The 22084-nt window shown below is 71.4% G+C and carries 18 protein-coding genes; 13 read left to right on the forward strand and 5 right to left on the reverse strand.

The genetic code is table 11. The annotated features are described in order from the left end of the window. The first annotated feature begins 24 nt into the window (after positions 1-24). The 5 genes from ilvN (at position 25) to ABZ840_RS09690 (ending at position 5480) form a co-directional block, all read left to right on the forward strand. Positions 25-549 (forward strand): acetolactate synthase small subunit, encoded by a 525-nt coding sequence (gene ilvN / locus ABZ840_RS09670; protein ID WP_103832993.1) that lies wholly within the window; start codon positions 25-27, stop codon positions 547-549. Positions 550-693: 144 nt separating this feature from the next. Continuing rightward, complete coding sequence (ilvC, locus tag ABZ840_RS09675) at positions 694-1692, forward strand: ketol-acid reductoisomerase (protein ID WP_361555998.1); 999 nt, start codon at positions 694-696, stop codon at positions 1690-1692. A gap of 248 nt (positions 1693-1940) precedes the next feature. Further along, positions 1941-3542: a phosphoglycerate dehydrogenase gene (gene serA, locus ABZ840_RS09680; RefSeq protein ID WP_361556001.1), complete on the forward strand. Its 1602-nt coding sequence runs from the start codon at positions 1941-1943 to the stop codon at positions 3540-3542. 331 nt (positions 3543-3873) lie between these two features. Continuing rightward, positions 3874-4257 carry a VOC family protein gene (locus tag ABZ840_RS09685; RefSeq protein WP_361556004.1) on the forward strand — a complete coding sequence of 128 codons (384 nt, stop codon included), beginning with the start codon at positions 3874-3876 and terminating at the stop codon, positions 4255-4257. Between the two features lie 215 nt (positions 4258-4472). Further along, positions 4473-5480, forward strand: coding sequence for a PRC and DUF2382 domain-containing protein (locus tag ABZ840_RS09690; RefSeq protein WP_361556007.1), 1008 nt, complete (start codon positions 4473-4475; stop codon positions 5478-5480). A 106-nt stretch (positions 5481-5586) separates the two neighbouring features. Here the strand turns inward: ABZ840_RS09690 and ABZ840_RS09695 are convergent, their stop codons facing one another. Together ABZ840_RS09695 and ABZ840_RS09700 are read right to left on the reverse strand one after the other, a co-directional pair. After that, complete coding sequence (locus tag ABZ840_RS09695) at positions 5587-7260, reverse strand: allantoin permease (protein WP_361556010.1); 1674 nt, start codon at positions 7258-7260, stop codon at positions 5587-5589. Positions 7261-7383: 123 nt separating this feature from the next. Beyond that, on the reverse strand, positions 7384-8628 hold the full coding sequence (locus tag ABZ840_RS09700; protein WP_361556013.1) for a helix-turn-helix domain-containing protein: 1245 nt from the start codon (positions 8626-8628) through the stop codon (positions 7384-7386). A 201-nt stretch (positions 8629-8829) separates the two neighbouring features. Here ABZ840_RS09700 and ABZ840_RS09705 point away from each other — a divergent pair, with 201 nt between their 5' ends. Together ABZ840_RS09705 and pruA are read left to right on the forward strand one after the other, a co-directional pair. Beyond that, the gene (locus ABZ840_RS09705) at positions 8830-9756 is read left to right on the forward strand and encodes a proline dehydrogenase family protein (protein ID WP_361556016.1); all 927 of its coding nucleotides are present in this window, start codon (positions 8830-8832) and stop codon (positions 9754-9756) included. 83 nt (positions 9757-9839) lie between these two features. Next, on the forward strand, positions 9840-11471 hold the full coding sequence (pruA, locus tag ABZ840_RS09710; RefSeq protein WP_361556019.1) for an L-glutamate gamma-semialdehyde dehydrogenase: 1632 nt from the start codon (positions 9840-9842) through the stop codon (positions 11469-11471). A gap of 84 nt (positions 11472-11555) precedes the next feature. Here pruA and ABZ840_RS09715 read toward each other — a convergent pair whose 3' ends face one another. Then, on the reverse strand, positions 11556-11693 hold the full coding sequence (locus ABZ840_RS09715) for a hypothetical protein (protein WP_351598443.1): 138 nt from the start codon (positions 11691-11693) through the stop codon (positions 11556-11558). Positions 11694-12057: 364 nt separating this feature from the next. Here ABZ840_RS09715 and ABZ840_RS09720 point away from each other — a divergent pair, with 364 nt between their 5' ends. After that, positions 12058-12681, forward strand: a complete 624-nt coding sequence (locus tag ABZ840_RS09720) for a TetR family transcriptional regulator (RefSeq protein WP_361556022.1) — start codon at positions 12058-12060, stop codon at positions 12679-12681. A gap of 8 nt (positions 12682-12689) precedes the next feature. Then, positions 12690-13730, forward strand: coding sequence for an NAD(P)-dependent alcohol dehydrogenase (locus ABZ840_RS09725; protein WP_361556589.1), 1041 nt, complete (start codon positions 12690-12692; stop codon positions 13728-13730). 2 nt (positions 13731-13732) lie between these two features. Here ABZ840_RS09725 and ABZ840_RS09730 read toward each other — a convergent pair whose 3' ends face one another. Further along, positions 13733-15346, reverse strand: coding sequence for a metallophosphoesterase family protein (locus ABZ840_RS09730; protein ID WP_361556025.1), 1614 nt, complete (start codon positions 15344-15346; stop codon positions 13733-13735). 128 nt (positions 15347-15474) lie between these two features. On the opposite strand from ABZ840_RS09730, the gene ABZ840_RS09735 reads away from it, so the two are divergent. Both ABZ840_RS09735 and ABZ840_RS09740 read left to right on the forward strand, forming a co-directional pair. Beyond that, positions 15475-16515: a 3-isopropylmalate dehydrogenase gene (locus tag ABZ840_RS09735; protein WP_361556028.1), complete on the forward strand. Its 1041-nt coding sequence runs from the start codon at positions 15475-15477 to the stop codon at positions 16513-16515. Between the two features lie 332 nt (positions 16516-16847). Then, on the forward strand, positions 16848-17957 hold the full coding sequence (locus ABZ840_RS09740) for a branched-chain amino acid aminotransferase (protein WP_361556031.1): 1110 nt from the start codon (positions 16848-16850) through the stop codon (positions 17955-17957). Positions 17958-18045: 88 nt separating this feature from the next. Here the strand turns inward: ABZ840_RS09740 and ABZ840_RS09745 are convergent, their stop codons facing one another. Beyond that, positions 18046-19476, reverse strand: a complete 1431-nt coding sequence (locus ABZ840_RS09745) for a cytosine permease (RefSeq protein ID WP_361556034.1) — start codon at positions 19474-19476, stop codon at positions 18046-18048. Positions 19477-19657: 181 nt separating this feature from the next. Here ABZ840_RS09745 and ureA point away from each other — a divergent pair, with 181 nt between their 5' ends. Both ureA and ABZ840_RS09755 read left to right on the forward strand, forming a co-directional pair. Continuing rightward, positions 19658-20359, forward strand: coding sequence for an urease subunit gamma (ureA, locus tag ABZ840_RS09750; protein ID WP_361556037.1), 702 nt, complete (start codon positions 19658-19660; stop codon positions 20357-20359). Then, positions 20356-22059: an urease subunit alpha gene (locus ABZ840_RS09755; protein WP_361556040.1), complete on the forward strand. Its 1704-nt coding sequence runs from the start codon at positions 20356-20358 to the stop codon at positions 22057-22059. The genes ureA and ABZ840_RS09755 overlap by 4 nt, the downstream gene beginning before the upstream one ends. The last annotated feature ends 25 nt before the right edge of the window (positions 22060-22084 follow it).

Consider the following 22084-nt stretch of genomic DNA (forward strand, 5'->3'; position numbering starts at 1 on the left):
GACAGAAGAGAAGAGACCGAGCCCATGACCAAGCACACGCTCTCCGTCCTGGTGGAGAACACGCCGGGTATCCTGGCGAGGATCGCCGCGCTGTTCTCCCGTCGCGGCTTCAACATCGACTCACTCGCCGTCGGTGTCACGGAGCACCCCGACATCTCACGCATCACCATTGTCGTGAATGTCGAATCGCTCCCCCTGGAGCAGGTCACCAAGCAGCTGAACAAGCTGGTCAACGTCCTGAAGATCGTCGAGCTGGAGCCGTCCTCGGCCATCCACCGCGAACTGGTCCTGGTGAAGGTCCGCGCGGACAACGAGACGCGCTCGCAGATCGTCGAGATCGTCCAGCTGTTCCGCGCCAAGACCGTGGACGTCTCGCCGGAGGCCGTCACCATCGAAGCCACCGGCGGCGCCGACAAGCTGGAGGCCATGCTCAAGATGCTCGAGCCGTTCGGCATCAAGGAGCTGGTCCAGTCCGGCACGATCGCCATAGGGCGCGGCGCCCGGTCCATCACCGACCGCTCGCTGCGCGCCCTGGAGCGCTCCGCCTGACCGAAGCGTCACCCGGCCGTGGGGGCACGGCCGGAACGCACCCCCTCGCCCGCGGCCGCTGCCCGCATGGCGAGACCCTGAGCTCACACCCCCCAGCCCCGGCATAGTCTGTGGGCACCAGCTAGTACCAAGGAGATACCCGAAGTGGCCGAGCTGTTCTACGACGACGACGCCGACCTGTCCATCATCCAGGGCCGTAAGGTCGCGGTTCTCGGCTACGGCAGCCAGGGCCACGCCCACGCGCTGTCGCTGCGCGACTCGGGCGTCGACGTGCGCGTCGGCCTGCACGAGGGCTCCAAGTCCAAGGCCAAGGCCGAGGAGCAGGGCCTGCGCGTGGTGAGCCCCTCCGAGGCGGCGGCCGAGGCCGACGTCATCATGATCCTGGTGCCGGACCCCATCCAGGCCAAGGTCTACGAGGAGTCCGTGAAGGACAACCTGAAGGACGGCGACGCGCTGTTCTTCGGGCACGGCCTGAACATCCGTTACGGCTTCATCAAGCCCCCGTCCAACGTCGACGTCTGCATGGTCGCCCCGAAGGGCCCGGGCCACCTGGTCCGCCGCCAGTACGAGGAAGGCCGCGGCGTGCCCTGCATCGCCGCCGTCGAGCAGGACGCCTCCGGCAACGCCTTCGCGCTGGCCCTGTCCTACGCCAAGGGCATCGGCGGCACCCGTGCGGGCGTCATCAAGACGACCTTCACCGAGGAGACCGAGACCGACCTGTTCGGCGAGCAGGCCGTGCTCTGCGGCGGCACCGCCGCCCTGGTCAAGGCCGGCTTCGAGACCCTGGTCGAGGCGGGCTACCAGCCCGAGATCGCGTACTTCGAGTGCCTCCACGAGCTGAAGCTCATCGTGGACCTCATGTACGAGGGCGGCCTGGAGAAGATGCGCTGGTCCATCTCCGAGACCGCCGAGTGGGGCGACTACGTCACCGGCCCGCGCATCGTGAACGACGCGACCAAGGCCGAGATGAAGAAGGTCCTCGCGGAGATCCAGGACGGCACCTTCGCCAACAACTGGATGGCCGAGTACGAGGCCGGTCTGCCGAAGTACAACGAGTACAAGAAGGCCGACGCCGACCACCTCCTGGAGACCACCGGCAAGAAGCTGCGTGGCCTGATGAGCTGGGTGGACGAGGAGGCGTAAGCCTCCTGGCCGAGGGGCCGTACCGCACCGGTACGGCCCCTCGCGCCACTGCCTTGTCCACTGCGTAGAACCACGCACGGGTGATCCTTCCGCTCCGGCGAAGGAGGAGCTCTGAAACGCCACTACACTGCTGACCACAAGCGCGTCAGGCTCACAACGTCGTGCGTCTTCCACGCGGCTGCCCCCTTCACCGCCTTCGGCCGTCGGGACGGCCGTCCGCGAAGGACTAAGTGAGGACTGAAGACCACGTGAGCACTGCCTCCGCCAAACCCGTCGTACTCATTGCCGAAGAGCTGTCGCCCGCGACCGTCGACGCGCTCGGTCCGGACTTCGAGATCCGGCACTGCAACGGCGCGGACCGCGCCGAGCTGATTCCCGCCATCGCCGACGTCGACGCCATCCTGGTGCGCTCCGCGACCAAGGTCGACGCCGAGGCCATCGCCGCGGCCAAGAAGCTCAAGGTCGTCGCCCGCGCGGGCGTGGGTCTGGACAACGTCGACGTCTCCGCCGCCACCAAGGCCGGCGTGATGGTCGTCAACGCCCCGACCTCCAACATCGTCACCGCCGCCGAGCTGGCCTGCGGCCTGCTCGTCGCCACCGCGCGGAACATCCCGCAGGCGAACACGGCGCTGAAGAACGGCGAGTGGAAGCGCAGCAAGTACACCGGTGTGGAGCTGGCGGAGAAGACCCTCGGCGTGGTCGGCCTCGGCCGCATCGGCGTCCTGGTCGCCCAGCGCATGTCCGCCTTCGGCATGAAGGTCGTCGCCTACGACCCGTACGTCCAGCCGGCCCGCGCGGCCCAGATGGGCGTCAAGCTCCTCTCCCTGGACGAGCTGCTGGAGGTCTCGGACTTCATCACGGTCCACCTCCCCAAGACCCCCGAGACCGTCGGCCTCATCGGCGACGAGGCGCTGCACAAGGTCAAGCCGTCCGTCCGCGTCGTCAACGCCGCGCGCGGCGGCATCGTGGACGAGGCCGCCCTCGCCGCCGCCCTCAAGGAGGGCCGGGTCGCCGGCGCCGGCCTGGACGTCTACGCCTCCGAGCCCTGCACCGACTCCCCGCTCTTCGAGTTCGACCAGGTCGTGTGCACCCCGCACCTGGGCGCCTCGACCGGTGAGGCGCAGGAGAAGGCCGGTATCGCGGTGGCCCGCTCGGTGCGCCTGGCGCTCGCCGGCGAGCTGGTCCCGGACGCGGTCAACGTCCAGGGCGGCGTGATCGCCGAGGACGTGAAGCCGGGTCTGCCGCTGGCCGAGAAGCTGGGTCGGATCTTCACCGCGCTCGCGGGCGAGGTCGCGGTCCGCCTGGACGTCGAGGTGTACGGCGAGATCACCCAGCACGACGTGAAGGTGCTGGAGCTCTCCGCGCTCAAGGGCGTCTTCGAGGACGTCGTCGACGAGACGGTGTCGTACGTCAACGCCCCGCTGTTCGCGCAGGAGCGCGGCGTCGAGGTACGCCTCACCACCAGCAGCGAGTCGCCCGAGCACCGGAACGTCGTGACGGTGCGCGGCACCCTCTCCGGCGGCGAGGAGATCTCCGTCTCCGGCACGCTGGCCGGCCACAAGCACCAGCAGAAGATCGTTGCGGTCAACGACCACAGCATCGACCTGGCGCTCGCCGACCACATGGCGTTCCTGCGCTACAGCGACCGTCCCGGCGTGGTCGGCACGCTCGGCCGGATCCTGGGCGAGGCCGGCATCAACATCGCCGGCATGCAGGTCTCCCGCGCCGACGTGGGCGGCGAGGCGCTGGTCGCGCTGACCGTCGACGACACGATCGCGGCCCCGGTCCTCGGCGAGATCGCCGACGAGATCGGCGCGACCTCGGCCCGTACGGTCAACCTCACCGACTGACGGCCCGCAGCCCGTACGAAGGGCCCGGACGGATTCCTTCCGTCCGGGCCCTTCGCCGCGTTCGGCGGTTATCCACAGGGCCCCCGCGGGACTGCGGGGCCGCGCTACCTTCGCGGTATGCGCGGTGGAGGCGGGGGAGGGGGTCTTGCCGCGGGGGCCTTTCCAGCGGTTGGGGAGAGGGAGGGGCCCTGCCAGGGCTCGGAGGAGAGGGGCGGGCCCCGTCACGGACCCGCAGACCTAGGCCCCGCCGCCCACCCCCATCCGACCCGCGGCCGATGGCGGCGGGGCGCTCGGCGCCTAGGCTCGGCAGGGACCAAGAGGGAGGCCACTCATGGCAGTTGAGCTGAACCATACGATCGTCCACGCCAGTGACCGGAAGCGGTCGGCGGAGTTCCTGGCGGACATTCTCGGGCTTCAGGTGAAGCCCGAATTCGGGCCGTTCCTGCCCGTGGAGACCGACAACGGCGTCACCCTCGACTTCGCCCAGGACGACGGGAAGATCACCCCGCAGCACTACGCGTTCCTGGTCGGCGAGGAAGAGTTCGACCACGGGTTCCAGCGGATCCAGGAAAAGGGCCTCACGTACTGGGCCGACCCGCACCGCACCCGCCCGGGCGAGATCAACCACAACGACAACGGCCGGGGCGTGTACTTCGCCGATCCGGACGGGCACTACATGGAGCTGATCACCCGCCCGTACGGCAGCGGCAGCTGAGCCACGAGGGTGTTCACTCGAATGGCGTAGCGACGGGGGGCGGGGCGCCGGGCCGGACGGTGCCGCGCTCCGCCCTCATGAGCGGCTTCGGGACCGGTACGGACCGGTAGCCGGAGCCGCGCTCCCGTGCTCCCGACTCGCTCGGCGGCTCCAGGGGGTGCGCAATGGGAGAGGTGCGTGCCTCTCCTGCAGGCGCGCGCGAAAGGAGAGACGCCATGAATGCACCTCTGGGTGACACCCCTCATGACCTGGCCGGGCTGAATGTGATCGATGCCGACGGTGCCAAGGTCGGCTCCGTCCAGCAGGTCTACCGGGACGACGCCACCAATGAGCCGGAGTGGATCACGGTGCGCACCGGGCTGTTCGGTACGAAGGAGACCTTCGTCCCGCTGGCCGGGTGTACGCGGGTGGACGACGCGCTCCGTGTTCCGCACACCAAGGACATGATCAAGGACGCCCCGCGCATGGACGCCGACGGACACCTGGAACCGTCGGAGGAGGAGCGTCTGTACCGGCACTACGGTCTGACCCGGTCGGGCCGGACCGGTATGGGCCGCGACGCGGGGCAGGCCGGAGGTACGGGCACCGCGGCAGCCGCGGGTGGCATGGGTACCGCGGGTGCGGCCGGCATGGCCGGGCAGCACACGCGTCCCGAGGCCGACCGGCCGCTGGCCGGCGCGGGCGCCGGGCAGATGGCCATGTCGCGTGGCGGCCCCACCGACGACCGGCACTCCCGCAAGGAGCAGAACCCGGAGATGACGCTGTCGGAGGAGCGGGCCCGGTTCGGTGTCGAGGAGCACGAGAGCGGCCACGCGCACCTGCGGAAGCGCGTCGTCACCGAGAACGTGAGTCAGACCGTGCCGGTCAGCCACGAAGAGGTCCGCATCACCCGTGAGCGGATCCCGGAGGACGAGGCCCGTCGCACCGGCGGCAAGCCGGCGAAGCTGGAGGACGGCGAGTACGACATCACGCTGCACCGCGAGGAGCCCGTGATCAGCAAGGAGACCGTGGCCTACGAGCGGGTCCGGCTGGAGACCGACCGGGTCACCGAGCAGCAGGAGGTGTCGACCGAAGTCCGCCGGGAGCAGCTGGAGTTCGACGACGGCACCGGCACCACCGGCGGCACCACCGGCCGTACGGGCCCGGCCGACAAGACCCGCAAGGGTATGAAGGGCATGAAGGGCACCAAGGAGACCGGCGAAGAGGACACGGGGCGCTGGTGACCCAGGGGGCGGTTCTCCGCTCGCACCATTGCGCGGCGCCTGCCCGGCTCGGCACGGGCAGGCGTCGCCCCGTGTGCGCGTACCGCGGCAGGCGTCACGGCGGGCGTCAGGCGGCGGGCGGCGCCGCGGGCAGCAGGTGCGTGCCGGTGCGGTCGGTGCTCAGGCACAGCGAGCAGATCACCGCGTCGTGCGTCCGGCAGGCGGCCACGTCGGGGCGCTCGAACTCCTGCCGGCAGACGTGGCAGGTGTACGTGTGCGCGCTGGGGTTGCCGTCCGCGTCCAGCAGCGGTTCGGCGATGCCGTCGTCGGTCCGCCGCAGGTAGTAGCGGCCCTTGGTGACGACGGCCATCAGCGGGGTGAGGACGAAGGCGAGCAGTGCCGCGGCGACGGGGGAGTACGGCTGGAGGGTGTCGCCCAGGGCGTGGAAGTACATCGCGATGGACAGGCCGGAGGCGGCGGTGAAGGCGACGACGCCGACGGGGTTGACCGCGTACAGCATGCCCCGGCGGAACTCGGGGGCGTGCGGGGAGAGTTTGAGCAGGTACTTGTTGACCATGATGTCCGTGGCGACCGTGACGATCCAGGCGATGGCGCAGTTCGAGTAGAAGCCCAGCACGGCGTTGAGGAAGCTGAACATGTCGGCCTCCATCAGGACCAGCGCGATGGTGAGGTTGGCCAGGACGAAGACCATCCGGCCGGGGTAGCGCCTGGTGACCCGGGTGACGGAGTTCGTCCAGGCCAGCGAGCCGGAGTAGGCGTTGGTCACGTTGATCTTGATCTGGCTGATCACGACCAGCACCACGGCCAGCGGCACGACGAGCCACGCCGGGAGCATCGCGTCGAAGGCGCCCTTGAACTGCTGGATCGGTTCGGCGGCGGCCGCCGGGGCGACCTCGGCGAGGGCGTACACGGCGAGGAAGATGCCGGCGGCCTGCTTCAGCGCACCCAGCACCACCCAGCCGGGCCCCGCCATGATCACCGCGGTCCACCAGGTGCGCCGGTTGGCCCGCGTCTTCGGCGGCATGAAGCGCAGATAGTCGATCTGCTCGCCGATCTGCGCGATCAGCGACAGGCACACGCCCGCGCCGAGCAGGACGGAGGCGGTGTTCAGGCCGCCGTCGCCGGACGTCCCCGGATACGCCAGGAAGTGCCGCACGGTGCCGGGGTCGGTGGCGACCAGGTACACCAGCGGCCCGACCATCAGCAGCAGCCAGATCGGCGTCGTCCACACCTGGAGCTTGCTGAGCGCCTTCATCCCGTACACGACCAGCGGGATGACCAGGAGGGTGGAGACCAGATAGCCCAGCCACAGCGGCAGTCCGAGGCCGAGCTTCAGCCCCTGCGCCATGATCGAGCCCTCGGTGGCGAAGAAGATGAAGGTGAAGCTGGCGAAGATGACGCTGGTGAGCACCGAGCCGTAGTACCCGAAGCCGGAGCCGCGGGTGATCAGGTCCAGGTCGATGTTGTAGCGCGCCCCGTAGTACGCGAGCGGGAAGCCGGTCACGAAGATGACCGCGGCGGCGAGCAGGATCGCGGCCAGCGCGTTGCCGGTGCCGTGGGCGAGGCCGATGCCCGCGCCGATGGAGAAGTCCGCCAGGTAGGCGATGCCGCCCAGCGCGGTGGTCGCCACGACCATCGGCGTCCACCGGCGGTAGCTGCGCGGCGCGAACCGGAGGGTGTAGTCCTCCAGCGTCTCGTCCGCCGCCCGTCCGCCGTCCGCCGGCCCGTCCCCCGGCACGGCCGGCGTGGTCCCCGCCTCGGTGTACAGCCCTGTGTCCATGGCGGGGACCCTAGGAACGGCGTGTTACCCACGACCGCGCGCGCGATGACGGGCACGTTTCCCCGTGTTACGGATGAGGCGCTGGGGAGTGGTACCCCGCCGCGGGGTGTGGGGTGAAGTCCCTTACAGCCGTGCCGACTTCAGTGCCATGTGGAGGAGGAGGCGGTCGGAGCCCTCGTCGAGGTCCAGGCCGGTGAGTTTCTCCACCCGGCCCAGCCGGTAGTAGAGCGTCTGCCGGTGGATGCCGAGCGACTGGGCGGTGCGGCTGGCCTGGCCCGCGCAGTCCAGGAACGCCTCGACGGTGCGCGCCAGTTCGGCGTGGGTGGGGGAGAGCAGCGGGCGAATCGTTTCATCCGATGTACCGACCGGGAGGCCCGTCAGCAGGCGGTACGCGCCGATGGCGTCCCACTGCGCGACCGGGCCCAGTCGCGGCTCGGCGTGCGCGGCACGCGCGGCGGCCAGCGCCTCGCGCCAGGCGCCGGGCAGCGCGGCCAGCTCCTCGCGGGTGGCCCCGAGACCGGCGGCGGCCCCGCCCCCGGCCCGGGGGGAGCGCAGCAGGTGCTCGGCGGCCGAGTGCGCGGGCGCGAGCCCGCCGGCCGTCCGCAGGCGTACGAGGGCCGCGAGGGTGTGGCCGGTGGTGCCGGACCGGGCGCCCGCGCCGGGCGGCCCGCCGGGGCGCTCGTCCGCGCCCTCCGTGCCGGCCGCGCCCGCCGGCATCGCGCTCGCGGCGAGCAGCCCCGGCAGGCCGGGCAGGGGGGCCGCGTCGGTGTCGGAGGTGTCCCAGGGCGTCACGGCGACCACCGCGAGCGGCGCCTCGGTCGCGCCGGGCCGCAGGGCGCCGCGCAGCGCGGCCGCTGCCGCCTGCCGGTCCGCCGCCCCGCTCAGCAGCAACTCCCGCAGCAGGTCGCCCAGTTCGGCACCGGCGCGGGCCTCGGCCGCCAGCAGCGCCCCGATCCGTGCGGCGGTCTCCATGGCCTGCTCGATACGCGGGTCGGGCGGCGTGCCGCGGCCGCCCAGCTCCAGGTTGCTGAGGTGTCCGTCGTCCAGCAGCCAGACGTAGCCGTGCACGATGCCGCGGTGGCGTACGGGCAGGCAGATGCGGCCCTTGAAGACCCCGGCCGCGGGGTCCGGCGGGATGCGCAGCGCGGACTTGGCGCGGGCGATGCCGAACCCCTCGAACCAGGCGCGGACGGCGGCCGTGGAGCGGCGCTGGAGGATGGACCGGGTCCGCACCGGGTCCATCATCGAGTCGTCGTCGCCCTCGTGCGCGCCGAACGCGATCAGCCGGAAGTCCCGGTCCTCCAGCGTCGCGGGCGCGCCGAGCGCCGCCGAGATCTCGTCCACCAGCTGCTCGTAGTCCCCTGGCATGCGCCGCCTGGCTCCTCTCCGGTCACGTCTGCGCCATTGTCCCCGCACATTCTCATACATCTGTCTGAGATCCCGGACACGAAGGCGTGACAGCTGTCGATGGCTACCGACGTACCGTGAAACTTACGTTTCTGGTGGCTCGTCCTGCCGGCGCGCCTTGCACGCTCGGCATTTGTCATCCGTGAACCGTGGAGGTGTCCCGTGCTGGGTCCCGTGATCCTCGCCGCAGCGCGCAGCGACAAAATGCGCCGTCTCGTCTCGGCCGCGCCGGTCACCCGCTCCGTCGTCGACCGCTTCATCGCGGGCGAGACCCTGGGCGACACCGTCCCCGCCGTCCGCTCCCTGGCCGACGCCGGTCTGGAGGTCACCCTGGACGTGCTGGGCGAGGACATCACCGACCCCGCGCAGGCGCTCCGCAACCGGGACTCCTACCTGGAGCTGGTCGAGGGCCTGAAGCCGCTGGGCCTGGGCGCCAGGGCCGAGATGTCGGTCAAGCTCTCCGCCTTCGGGCAGGCCCTGCCCGGCGGCCACGATTTGGCCCTGAAGAACGTCGTTCCGGTCGTCGAGGCCGCCGCCGCGATCGGCACGACGGTCACCCTGGACATGGAGGACCACACCACCGTGGACTCCACCCTCGCCATCCTGGCCGAGCTGCGGGAACGCTTCCCGCAGACCGGCGCGGTGCTGCAGTCCTACCTCTTCCGTACCGAGGACGACTGCCGCGCGCTGGCCGGGGAAGGCTCGCGGGTGAGGCTGGTGAAGGGCGCGTACAAGGAGCCCGCCACCGTCGCCTTCCAGGACAAGGCCGAGGTGGACAAGGCGTACGTCCGCTGCCTGAAGATCCTGATGGCGGGCGAGGGCTACCCCATGGTCGGGTCGCACGACCCGCGCATGGTCGCCATCGCCCAGGACCTCGCCTTCCGCGCCGGCCGCAAGAACGAGGACTACGAGTTCCAGATGCTCTACGGCATCCGGGACGACGAGCAGCGGCGGCTCGCCGCGGAGGGCCACCGCATGCGCGTCTACGTGGCCTACGGCACCGACTGGTACGGCTACTTCATGCGCCGGCTGGCCGAGCGTCCCGCGAACCTCGCGTTCTTCGCCCGCTCGCTGCTCACCCGCGGCTGAGCCCCCGGGCCGGGCCCCCTCCCCGGCCGCCCCGCACACCACAGACTTCGCACCCGCACCCGACAGAAGGAGACACGGCCGCCATGGACGCTGTGACCCACGTCCCCGCCCCGTACAACGAGCCGGTCCACGGCTACGCCCCCGGTTCCCCGGAGCGCGCCCGCCTGGAGGCGAAGCTCAAGGAGCTCGCCGAGAACCCCATCGACCTCCCGATGACCATCAACGGGGAGAAGCGGATGGGCGGCGGCGAGCGCTTCGACGTCGTGCAGCCCCACAACCACAAGGCCGTGCTGGGTACGTACGCCAACGCCACCAAGGCCGACGCGCAGGAGGCCGTCGACGCGGCCCTGGCCGCGGCCCCGGCCTGGCGCGCGATGTCCTTCGACGACCGTGCGGCGATCCTGCTGAAGGCCGCCGACCTGCTGTCCGGCCCGTGGCGCGAGACCATCGCCGCCTCGACCATGCTGGGCCAGTCCAAGACCGCCCAGCAGGCCGAGATCGACGCGCCCTGTGAGCTGGTGGACTTCTGGCGCTTCAACGTGCACTTCGCGCGTGAGCTGCTCCAGGAGCAGCCCCCGATGCAGCCGAACGGCGTGTGGAACCGCCTGGACCACCGCCCGCTGGAGGGCTTCGTCTACGCGATCACGCCGTTCAACTTCACCGCGATCGCCGGCAACCTGCCGACCGCGCCCGCGCTCATGGGCAACGTGGTCGTCTGGAAGCCGTCGCCCACCCAGACCCACTCCGCGATCCTGCTCATGGAGCTGCTGGAGGAGGCCGGGCTGCCCAAGGGCGTGATCAACCTGGTCACCGGTGACGGCAAGGAGGTCTCCGAGGTCGCGCTGCCGCACCCGGAGCTGGCCGGCGTGCACTTCACCGGCTCGACCAAGACCTTCCAGTACCTGTGGAAGGAGGTCGGCCAGAACATCGAGAAGTACCGCTCCTACCCGCGTCTGGTCGGCGAGACCGGCGGCAAGGACTTCATCGTCGCGCACCCGACCGCCGACCCGGCGATCCTGAAGACCGCGATCACCCGTGGCGCTTTCGAGTACCAGGGCCAGAAGTGCTCCGCGGCCTCGCGTGCCTACATCGCCCGCTCCACCTGGGAGAACGGCTTCAAGGACGACCTGGTCGCCGAGGTCGAGGGTCTGACCATGGGCGACACCTCCGACCTGTCGAACTTCATCGGCGCCGTCATCGACGACCGCTCGTTCGCCAAGAACAAGGCCGCGATCGACCGCGCCAAGCAGGACCCGGCCTGCGAGATCGTCGCGGGCGGCACGTACGACGACTCGGTGGGCTACTTCGTCCGCCCGACCGTCATCGTCTGCTCCGACCCGGAGAACGAGGTCTTCAAGACCGAGTACTTCGGCCCGATCATGGCCGTCCACGTCTACGAGGACGCGGACTTCGACGCCACGGTCGAGCAGATGGAGTCGGCCTCGGCGTACGCGCTGACCGGCGCCGTGCTCGCCAAGGACCGGAAGGTCGTCGCCGAGGTCTCCGAGAAGCTCCGCTTCGCGGCCGGCAACTTCTACATCAACGACCGTCCGACCGGCTCGATCGTCGGCCAGCAGCCCTTCGGCGGCGGCCGCGCCTCGGGCACCAACGACAAGGCGGGTTCGAAGTTCAACCTGCTGCGCTGGATGTCGCCGCGCGCCATCAAGGAGACGATGGTCGCCCCGACCGACTACCGCTACCCGCACATGGGCTGAGGCCCGGGGAGCGCGGCCGGTCCGGCCGCCCGGACTCCGCCCCCGCCCGGCAGCGATGGCTGCCGGACGGGGGCGGTTTCACGTTCAGTGCCCGGTCGCGCCGCCGTTGTCGCGGCGGTCCAGGGCGCGCTGCAGGGCAGCGGCGGCGTTCCTGCGGTCGGTCTCGCCGGACGTGCGCACGCGGTGACGGATCCTGCGGGCAGGGGCAGCGGTTTCGGCCATGGCCACGTCTCTCCTCTGTTCGATCCCCGAGATGCCGAGAAAACGGAATGCGACGCCGGAGCGGGCGGGGCCAGGTCGCGCCAGGGGTCACCTGTGCGTGCGCGCCGGCCTGAGCCGCCTTCGCTGGGTGGAGCGAGACGTTCGGCTTCCTACAAAGTTAGGACAGTCGGACCGTGCTGTCTGCACAATTACTTGGTCTTCCTACTATCTGAGACGGCGTGCGGGTGGCGGTGTTGCGCGCACGGTTGTGACCTGCGGGTTCGTTGTCCGGGGGAGCTGGACTGTCGCACGGTTCACACCCATTTCCCGGTGTCCCGGCGGGACATGTGTCCCATCGGGACACACCTGGATGTACGGTGCATGTATGGATGACGAAATGCCCGAACCGGACCGAAAGGTACAGGCGGCGCGCCGCACCCGGGACCGGCTCGCGGCTGCCGCGCTCGCCCTCGCGCTGGAGCGCGGACTCGCCGCCGTCACCGTCGAGGAGATCGCCGCCCGCGCCGACGTCACCCGCCGCACGTTCAGCCGCCACTTCACCGGCAAGGAGAGCGCCGTCGTGGACTGCCTCCGCGCCGACGCCGACCGGATCAACCGCGCACTGCGCGCCCGGCCCGCCGGCGAACCGCCGCTGACCGCCTACCACCGGGCCGTACGGGACTGGCTCGCCGACCCGGACCACCCCGCCTGGCACCGCCGCCCGCGGATGTTCGACCTGCTGCGACTCGCCGAACAGGAGCCGGCGCTCTTCGCCGCCCTCCAGCACACCCGGGTGGACGCCCAGGAGGACTCCGTCCGCATCGTCGCCGACCGGCTCGGCACCGACCCCGACACCGACCTGCGCCCCGCCGTACTGGTCGGCGCGGGCGCCGGGGCCCTGATCGCCGCACAGACCGCCTGGGTCCGCGGCGGGGACACCGGGGCGCTGCCGCGCCTGGTCGACCAGGCATTCGCGGCGCTCGCCGCAGAACGAGGAGGTTCGCAATGAAGGCCACGATGAAGGCCGTCCAGTACCGCACCGTGGGCGCCGCGCCCGAGGTCGTCGAGGTGCCCGTCCCCGTACCGGGGCCCGGCCAGGTCCTGCTGAAGGTGACCGCCGCCGGGGTCTGCCACTCCGACTTCTCGGTCATGCAGTGGTCGGCCGACCAGCTGCCCTTCCCGCTGCCGCTCACCCTCGGCCACGAGGGCGCCGGCACGGTCGCCGCGCTCGGCGACGGCGTCACCGGCTTCGCCGTGGGCGACCAGGTCGCCGTGTACGGCCCGTGGGGCTGCGGCGCCTGCGCCAAGTGCGCCGAGGGCAAGGAGAACTACTGCCTGCGCGCCCCCGAGCTCGGCATCCGCCCGCCCGGCCTGGGCGCCCCCGGCGCGCTCGCCGAGTACCTGCTCGTCGACGATGCCCGCCACCTGCTGCCGCTCGGCGGCCTGGACCCCGTGCAGGCCGTGCCGCTCACCGACGCGGGCCTCACCCCGTACCACGCCGTCAAGCGCTCGCTGCCGAAGCTGGTGCCCGGTTCCACCGCCGTCGTCATCGGCACCGGCGGCCTCGGCCACGTCGCCATCCAGCTGCTCCGCGCCCTGAGCACGGCCCGGGTGATCGCGCTGGACGTCAGCGAGGAGAAGCTGGCGCTGGCCCGCGAGGTCGGGGCGCACGAGACGGTGCTCTCCGACGAGAAGGCCGCGGCGACCGTCCGCGAACTGACCGGCGGCCTCGGGGCCCAGCTGGTCCTGGACTTCGTCGGCGCGCCGCCCACCGTCACCACCGCGGGCGCGGTCGCGGCCGTCGAGGCGGACGTGACGATCGTCGGCCTCGGCGGCGGCGCGCTGCCCGTCGGCTTCGGCACCTCGGCGTACGAGGTGTCGGTGGCCGCGCCGTACTGGGGCAGCCGGGCCGAACTGGCCGAGGTCCTGGAGCTGGCCCGGGCCGGCGCGCTCCGGGTGCACGTCGAGACGTACGGCATCGACGACGCGCCGCTGGCCTACGAGCGGCTGCACCACGGGCAGATCAACGGCCGGGCCGTGATCCTGCCCAACGGCTGAACTCAGCTCCGCGCGGGCTTCGTCCGCACCACCTCGAAGTGGTCGATCCGCTCGCCCGTCTCGGCGAGCGCGGTGACCATCATCCGGGGCCGGTGGCCGGTCTCGACCTCCACCGCGAGGAAGGAGAAGCCGGTGTAGCGCACCCGCGACCAGGCGACGTTGTCGGTGTTCTTCCCGCCGCCCTTCACCCAGTGGTACGTCTCGACCTCGTGCAGGTCCTTCACGTGCCCCTCGTAGCTGTCCGGCACGGGGAACTTGTACAGCGCCTTGCCCGCGCCGCCCGCCGTGACGTACACGATGCCCTCGCGCGCCGAGTCGACGTGACCGCCGACCGGCACCTTGCGGGACACGTCGGTGCCCTTGATCGCGTCGGTGCGCTCGTAGATGTGGTTGTGGCCGTTGATCACCAGGTCCACGCCGTGCTTCTCGAAGAGCGGCAGCCAGGCGTCCCGCACGCCGCCGTCCGAGGCGTGCGAGACGGTCGTGGAGAACGCGCAGTGGTGGAAGAAGACCACGAGGAAGTCGATGTCGTCACGGCCGCGCAGCTCGCCGAGGCGGCGGTCCAGCCACCGGGTCTGCTTCCCGTCCGTGTAGCCGGTGTTCGCGGTGATCTCGTAGCTGACGTCGTTGGCGTCCAGCGCGACCACGCCGACGTTGCCGTAGGTGAAGGAGTAGACGCCGGGGGCTTTCTTCGGGTCCGGGCCGTTCTCCGGCAGCGACCAGCGGGCCAGCTGGCCGCCGTATCCGTCGGGGGAGTACCAGGCCTCCATGTCGTGGTTGCCGGTCGTCACCATCCACGGCACGGACTTGGCGACCGTCTCGGTCTGCGCCAGGAACTGGTCCCACACCCGCGCGTCGTAGGTGTCCTCCTCCGACCCCTGGCCGTCCGGGTCGGCGTAGCAGATGTCGCCCGCGTGCAGGTGGAAGGAGGGGTTCTGGCCCAGGATCAGCTGGTCGTTGGCGAGCGCGTCGTAGCTGACGCCCTGGTCGCCGAAGGCGGTGAAGACGAACTTCTCCGGCCGCGCGGGCGCCGTACGGAACGTGCCGACGGTGGAGAAGTGGCGTGCGTCGGCCGGGTCGAAGCCGTCGTGGCCGACGCCGTAGTAGTACGTCGTGCCCGGCTTCAGGCCGTCCAGCGCGGCGTGCAGGTAGTACTGGTCGACGGCCGGCAGCTTCTTCGTGAGCGCGGGGGTGTGCAGGTCCCGCACCTCCGCCTCGATCTTCCGGCTGAGGTCCCACGGCTTCAGGCCCACCCGCAGGTACGGCCGCTTCACCGCGAACGGCACCTGCCAGGAGACCCGCATCTGCGTCTTGGGGTCGGCGCCGAACTGCAGGTGCCGGCCGAAGGGCGCCACCATCGAGCCGTCCACCGTGGCCGTGGCGGGCGTGGAGAGCAGGGTCGTGGAGCGCGGCGACGCGCAGGCCGTGGTGGTGCCGATCAGCCCGCTGCCCGCGACGATCCCCGCGCCCGCCGCCGAGGTGCGCAGCAGTCCGCGGCGGGACAGCTTGGTGCGCAGGTACTCGTGCTGCTCGGCCATGGACATGCGGGCGGCGATCCGCTCCGGGATGCCGAAGCGGGGGATGTCGGGGGACGTGGGGGTCTCACGGGAAGCCATGCCGGTAACGTTCCATCGCCCCGGAACCGGATGGCGTACTCCCGGTTAACCTCAGCTGTACGGCTCACCATGTGTCCGTATGCCGGACGGTGGATGTCAGCCCCTGGGACGAAGAGTAGGGTCCAGGCATGTCTCGCAGCATTCGCCTCGCAGTGATCCCCGGTGACGGTATCGGCCAGGAAGTCGTGGCCCAGGGCCTCAAGGTCCTCTCGGCCGTCCTCCCGCAGGACGTGAAGCTGGAAACCCAGGAGTACGACCTGGGCGCCAAGCGATGGCACGCGACCGGCGAGACCCTGCCGGACGCCGAGATGGAGTCGCTCAAGCAGCACGACGCGATCCTGCTCGGCGCGATCGGCGACCCGTCCGTGCCCTCCGGCGTCCTGGAGCGCGGCCTGCTGCTGAAGCTCCGCTTCGCGTTCGACCACTTCGTCAACCTGCGCCCGTCGAAGCTCTTCCCGAACACCAGCACCCCGCTGGCCGGCCGCCCCGACATCGACTTCATCGTCGTCCGCGAGGGCACCGAGGGTCCGTACACCGGCAACGGCGGCAGCCTGCGCACCGGTACGCCCCACGAGGTCGCCACCGAGGTCAGCCTGAACACGGCGTACGGCGTCGAGCGGGTCGTGCGGGATGCGTACGAGCGCGCCCAGGCCCGCCCGCGCAAGAAGCTGACGCTGGTCCACAAGAACAACGTCCTGGTCCACGCCGGCCACATGTGGAAGAACATCTTCGACAAGGTCGGCGAGGAGTACCCCGAGGTCACCACCGACTACCTGCACGTCGACGCCGCGACGATCTTCTTCGTCACGCAGCCGGAGCGCTTCGACGTCATCGTCACCGACAACCTCTTCGGCGACATCCTCACCGACCTCGCCGCTGCCGTGACCGGCGGCATCGGCCTGGCCGCCTCCGGCAACATCAACCCCTCCGGCGCCTTCCCGTCCATGTTCGAGCCGGTCCACGGCTCGGCCCCGGACATCGCGGGCACCGGCAAGGCCGACCCGACGGCGACCATCCTCTCCGTCGCGCTCCTCCTGCGGCACCTCGGTTACGACGCCGAGGCCACCCGCATCGAGGAGGCCGTCGCCACGGATCTCGAAGGCCGCGACGGCACGGCCCGCACCACCGACGAGATCGGCGACGCGCTCGCCGGCCGAGTAGCGGGCTGACGCCGCTGCTTCTCCGCCACGACGGCCGATGACGGCCGTTCCCGCCAGTAGCCCAGCGGCAGCGTACGTACGCCCACCCGTCGCCCGCCACCACCCTTCAGTGGAGGCGCTGCGCGCCGCGTACCCGTTGGCCGCTGGGCTACTCGGCGGTTGGGTGCGACCATCGACCCCAGGTCGCGCTTGAGCATTACGTCACCTCCTTCCTCTCCGCGGTCCCACACGAGCGATAATCGGACGCGGGACCGCGTACGGGAGGGAACTCGGACGTCCACGTACCGACAGGACGTCATGAGCGCGGCCGCCACAACCTCACCGGTGAAGGACACGCACTCATGACGACGCCCACGATCGAGCTCAAGCCCTCCGCGCACCCGCTGTCCGCAGCGGAGCGCGAGAAGATCCTGGCCAGCCCCGGCTTCGGCCGGCACTTCACCGATCACATGGTGACCGTTCGGTGGACCGAGGGCCGCGGCTGGCACGACGCGCAGCTCGTCCCGTACGCGCCGCTCTCCATCGACCCGGCGAACATGACGCTGCACTACGCCCAGACGATCTTCGAGGGGCTGAAGGCCTACCGCCGGCCCGACGGCTCCGTGGCCACGTTCCGCCCCGAGGCCAACGCCCAGCGCTTCCAGCGCTCCGCGCGCCGCCTCGGCATGCCCGAGCTGCCCGTCGAGACCTTCCTCGCCGCCTGCGACGCGCTGGTCGAGCAGGACAAGGGCTGGGTCCCGGCGCACGGCGGCGAGGAGTCGCTCTACCTGCGCCCCTTCATGTTCGCCACCGAGGTCGGCCTGGGCGTGAAGCCCGCCAACGAGTACCTCTTCATCGTGATCGCCTCGCCCGCCGGCGCCTACTTCCCCGGCGGCGTCAAGCCCGTCTCCATCTGGCTGTCCGAGGACCGGGTGCGCGCCGTCCCCGGCGGCATGGGCGACGCCAAGACCGGCGGCAACTACGCCGCGTCCCTGCTCGCCCAGGCCGAGGCCGCCGAGAAGGGCTGCGACCAGGTCGCCTACCTCGACGCCGTCGAGCACAAGTGGGTCGAGGAGCTGGGCGGCATGAACCTGTACTTCGTGTACGGGAACGGCGGCGCCGACGGCCGGCCGAAGATTGTCACCCCGACGCTGACGGGCTCGCTCCTCGCGGGCGTCACCCGTGACTCCCTGCTCACCGTCGCCCGCGACCTGGGCTACGAGGCGGAAGAGGCGCGCGTCTCCATCGACCAGTGGCAGGCCGACACCGAGAACGGCACGCTCACCGAGGTCTTCGCCTGCGGCACCGCCGCGGTCATCACGCCCGTGGGCACCGTGAAGCGCGCCGGCGCCGAGTGGCAGCAGGGCGGCGGCGAGCCCGGCGAGGTCACCATGAAGCTCCGCGAGGCGCTGCTGGACATCCAGCGCGGCACGGCGGCGGACGCCCACGGCTGGATGCACCCCCTGGGCTGACCGCCGAGGGAAGCAACCGGCTCCGACGGGCCGTCCCGCGCACGCCTTCCGCGTCCGGGGCGGCCCTTCGCCGTACGGCCCGGCCGGGCTACGGCACCTCCGCCGGGGCCTCCGGCACCGGCGCCACGGGCGCCGGCGCGGCCGCCGGGCGACGCGTCAGCGCCCCGTACAGCACGGCCGTGACCAGCGCCGACAGCAGGAACGAGAGATCGATGCCGCCGGTGTACGGGACGAGCGGGCCGGTGTAGAGCGGGGTGTCCACCGCCGCCAGGCCGACCAGCGAGCCGAGCGCCCACGCCGTCGTGGCGGGCGCGTTCCAGCCCGCGGTGTACCAGTACCGGCCGCCCCGGGAGCGGCGGTTGTAGACCTGCAGCGCCTCGGAGTCGTACACCCCGCGGCAGCGCGCGAAGCCGATGACGGTGATCACCGCCCAGGGCGTGCCGACCGCGGTGAGCAGCAGCACGAACGAGGTCATCGCGTCCTGCGCGTCCCACGCGAAGTGGCCGAGGTAGACGAAGAACGTGGCGACCGCGGCCACGACGTACGTGGCCTGGGTACGGGTGGCGCGCGGCAGGATCGCGTCGAGGTCCAGGCCCATCGAGTACAGCATCAGCCCCGCGTTGCCGACCGAGCCCGCCGAGGCGGCGAGGAGCAGCGGGACCAGGAACCAGAAGGGCGCGCCCGCGACGAGCGGCCCGGCGTAGTCCTCGCCCGCGCCGACCGCGAGCGCGGTGAAGGTGCCGAAGAGCTGGGGGACCAGCAGGCCCGCGACCAGCCCGAGGCAGGTGGCCAGGAACACCTTGCGGGAGCTGTGGCGGCGCGGGGAGATGTACCGGGTGTAGTCGCCCAGCAGCGTGATGAAGGCGATCGGGCCGCTCAGTCCGGCCGAGACCACGGCCAGCAGCCAGGTCGGCCAGAAGCTGCCGAGCAGGTACGCGCTGCCGTGCGGCGCGGCGGTGGTGAAGTCCGGCGCGTACGCGAACAGGCCGATCGCGAGGATCGCCGTCATGCCGAGCGCGAGGACGCGGGAGAGGCGGAGCAGGAGCTTGTAGCCGTAGACCGCGCCGGCGGCCGTGCAGACGGCGAGCAGGGCGTAGACGGCGGCATAGCTCGCGCCGCTGTCGGGGAGGCCGACGATCCGGGCGAGGGTGCCGACGACGGCGTCGCCGCCGACCCAGAGGGTGAGCGCGGTGTAGCCGAGCGAGAGCAGCAGGCCGATCACCGAGCCGACCAGCCGGCCGCGGACGCCGAAGTGCGCGCCGGAGCTGGTGGAGAGGTTGGTGCCGGTCCGCAGCGAGACCAGCGCGAGCGGAGCGGTGAGCAGCGTCCCGACGAGGGTGCCGAGGGTGAGGGAGGTGACCGAGGGCCAGAAGCCCAGCCCGAAGGAGACCGGCAGCCAGCCGAAGATCACCACCCCCAGGGCGAGGTTGGAGCCGAGCAGGATGGAGACGAGATCGCGGGGGCTGCTGGTGCGTTCCTCGTCGGGGATCGTGTCGACTCCGCGTTGTTCGATCGGCATGAGAGGGCTCCTCTGAGAGGCCGGACAACTGTCGAGGGGGGGGTGCCGCTCCGGTGCGGAGCGTTCCGCTTTATTGAGCGGCGCTCAATGTGACCCATGCCCCTGTAGTCGGTCAACCCCTTCCCACGTCTCGATACTGTGGTTAGAGTGACGCTCTAATCGATCAGGAGGTGTGGGTGGCATGCGGCTGACCCCGACGGAGCGCGACCGGCTGCTGCTGTTCGGCGCCGCCGAACTGGCGAGAGCGCGCAGGGCACGCGGCCTGAAGCTGAACGTGCCCGAGGCGACGGCGCTGGTCGCGGACACGGTCTGCGAGGTGGCCAGGGACGGCGGCCGGCTGGCCGACGCCATCGAGGCGGCCCGTGCGGTCCTCGGCCCGGACGACGTCCTGCCCGGCGTCGCCGACGTCGTGACCGAGGTGCACGTCGAGGCCGTCTTCGACGACGGCTCCCGGCTCGCCGTGGTCAGCGACCCGATCGCCGGGGGATCGATGGGCGACGCGGCACCCGGCGCGATCCTGCCCGGACCCGCCGACACGGCCCCCGAGCCCGCGGTCACCGTCCGCGTCCGCAACACCGCGACCGTCCCCGTCAGCGTCACCTCCCACTTCCACTTCTTCGAGGCCAACCCCCGGCTCGACTTCGACCGCGCCGCCGCCTACGGCATGCGCCTCAACGTCCCCGCCGGCTCCTCCCAGCGCTTCGACCCGGGCGGCGAGGAAGAAGTCGGCCTCCTGCCGATCGGCGGCGCACGCATCGCCATCGGCTTCGCGGGCCTGGTGGACGGCCCGCTCGACGCACCGGGGGCCAAGGAAGAAGCGCTGCGGCGGGCCGCCGCCTGCGGCTACCTGGGGGCGAGCACCGAAGAGGAGGAGCGGGCATGACCATCGACCCGCAGGAATACGCGTCCGTGCACGGCCCCCGGGCCGGCGACCGGGTCGTCCTCGGCGACACCGGCCTCGTCGTACGCGTCGAGTCCGACGCCCAGAAGCCCGGCGACGAGTTCCTCGCCGGCTTCGGCAAGACCGCCCGCGACGGCCTGCACCTCAAGGCCGCCGCCGTCCGCGAGACCTGTGACGTCGTCATCAGCAACGTCCTCGTCATCGACGCCGTCCAGGGCATCCGCAAGGTGTCCATCGGCATCCGCGAGGGCCGCATCAGCGGCATCGGCCGGGCCGGCAACCCCGACACCACGGACGGCATCGACGTCGTCGTCGGCACCGGCACCTCGATCGTCTCCGGCGAGGGCCTGATCGCCACGGCGGGCGCGGTGGACACCCACGTCCACCTGCTTTCGCCGCGCATCATGGAGGCCTCCCTCGCCTCCGGCGTCACCTCCATCATCGGCCAGGAATTCGGCCCCGTCTGGGGCGTCGGCGTCAACTCGCCCTGGGCCCTGCGGCACGCCTTCAACTCCTTCGACGCCTGGCCGGTCAACATCGGCTTCCTCGGCCGCGGCTCCTCCTCCGACCCGGCCCCGCTCGTCGAGGCGCTCGCCGAGGGCGGCGCCTCCGGCTTCAAGGTCCACGAGGACATGGGCGCCCACACCCGCGCCCTGGACACCGCCCTGCGCGTCGCCGAGGAACACGACGTCCAGGTCGCCCTGCACAGCGACGGCCTCAACGAGTGCCTGTCGGTGGAGGACACCCTCTCCGTCCTCGACGGCCGCACCATCCACGCCTTCCACATCGAGGGCTGCGGCGGCGGACACGTACCCAACGTCCTGAAGATGGCGGGCGTGGAGAACGTCATCGGCTCCTCCACCAACCCCACGCTGCCCTTCGGCCGGGACGCGGTCGCCGAGCACTACGGCATGATCGTCTCCGTCCACGACCTGAAGACGGACCTGCCCGGCGACGCCGCCATGGCCCGCGACCGGATCCGCTCCGGCACCATGGGCGCCGAGGACGTCCTGCACGACCTCGGGGCCATCGGCATCACCTCCTCCGACGCCCAGGGCATGGGCCGCGCCGGCGAGACCGTACGCCGCACCTTCGCCATGGCCGGCAAGATGAAGGCCGAACTCGGCCCCATGGAGGGCGACGGCCCGCACGACGACAACGCCCGCGTGCTGCGCTACATGGCCAAGCTCACCATCAACCCCGCCATCGCCCACGGCCTCTCCCACGAGATCGGCTCCCTCGAAGTCGGCAAGATGGCCGACATCGCGCTCTGGCAGCCCCGCTACTTCGGCGCCAAGCCGCAGATGGTCCTGAAGTCCGGCTTCCCCGCGTGGGGCGTCACCGGCGACCCCAACGCCGCCACCGACACCTGCGAACCCCTCGTCATGGGACCGCTGTTCGGCGGCCACGGCGCCACCGCCGCCGACCTCTCCGTCGCCTTCGTCAGCGGCGCCGCGGTCGAGGCGGGCTCGCCCGGCAAGGCCTTCGACTCGCTGCCCACCCGGCGCCGCCGCGTCGCCGTCCGCGGCACCCGCGGCATCGGCCCCCGCGACCTGCTCCTCAACGACCGCGTCGGCAACGTCCAGGTCAACGGCGACACCGGCCTGGTCACCCTCGACGGCGCTCCCATGCGCTCCGACCCCGCCGACTACGTCTCGCTGTCCCGGCTCTACTTCCTCTGAGCCGGCACCACCCGGCCGCCCGGCA

It is taken from the genome of Streptomyces sp. NPDC047117 (assembly GCF_040643545.1).
GTDB lineage: Bacteria > Actinomycetota > Actinomycetes > Streptomycetales > Streptomycetaceae > Streptomyces.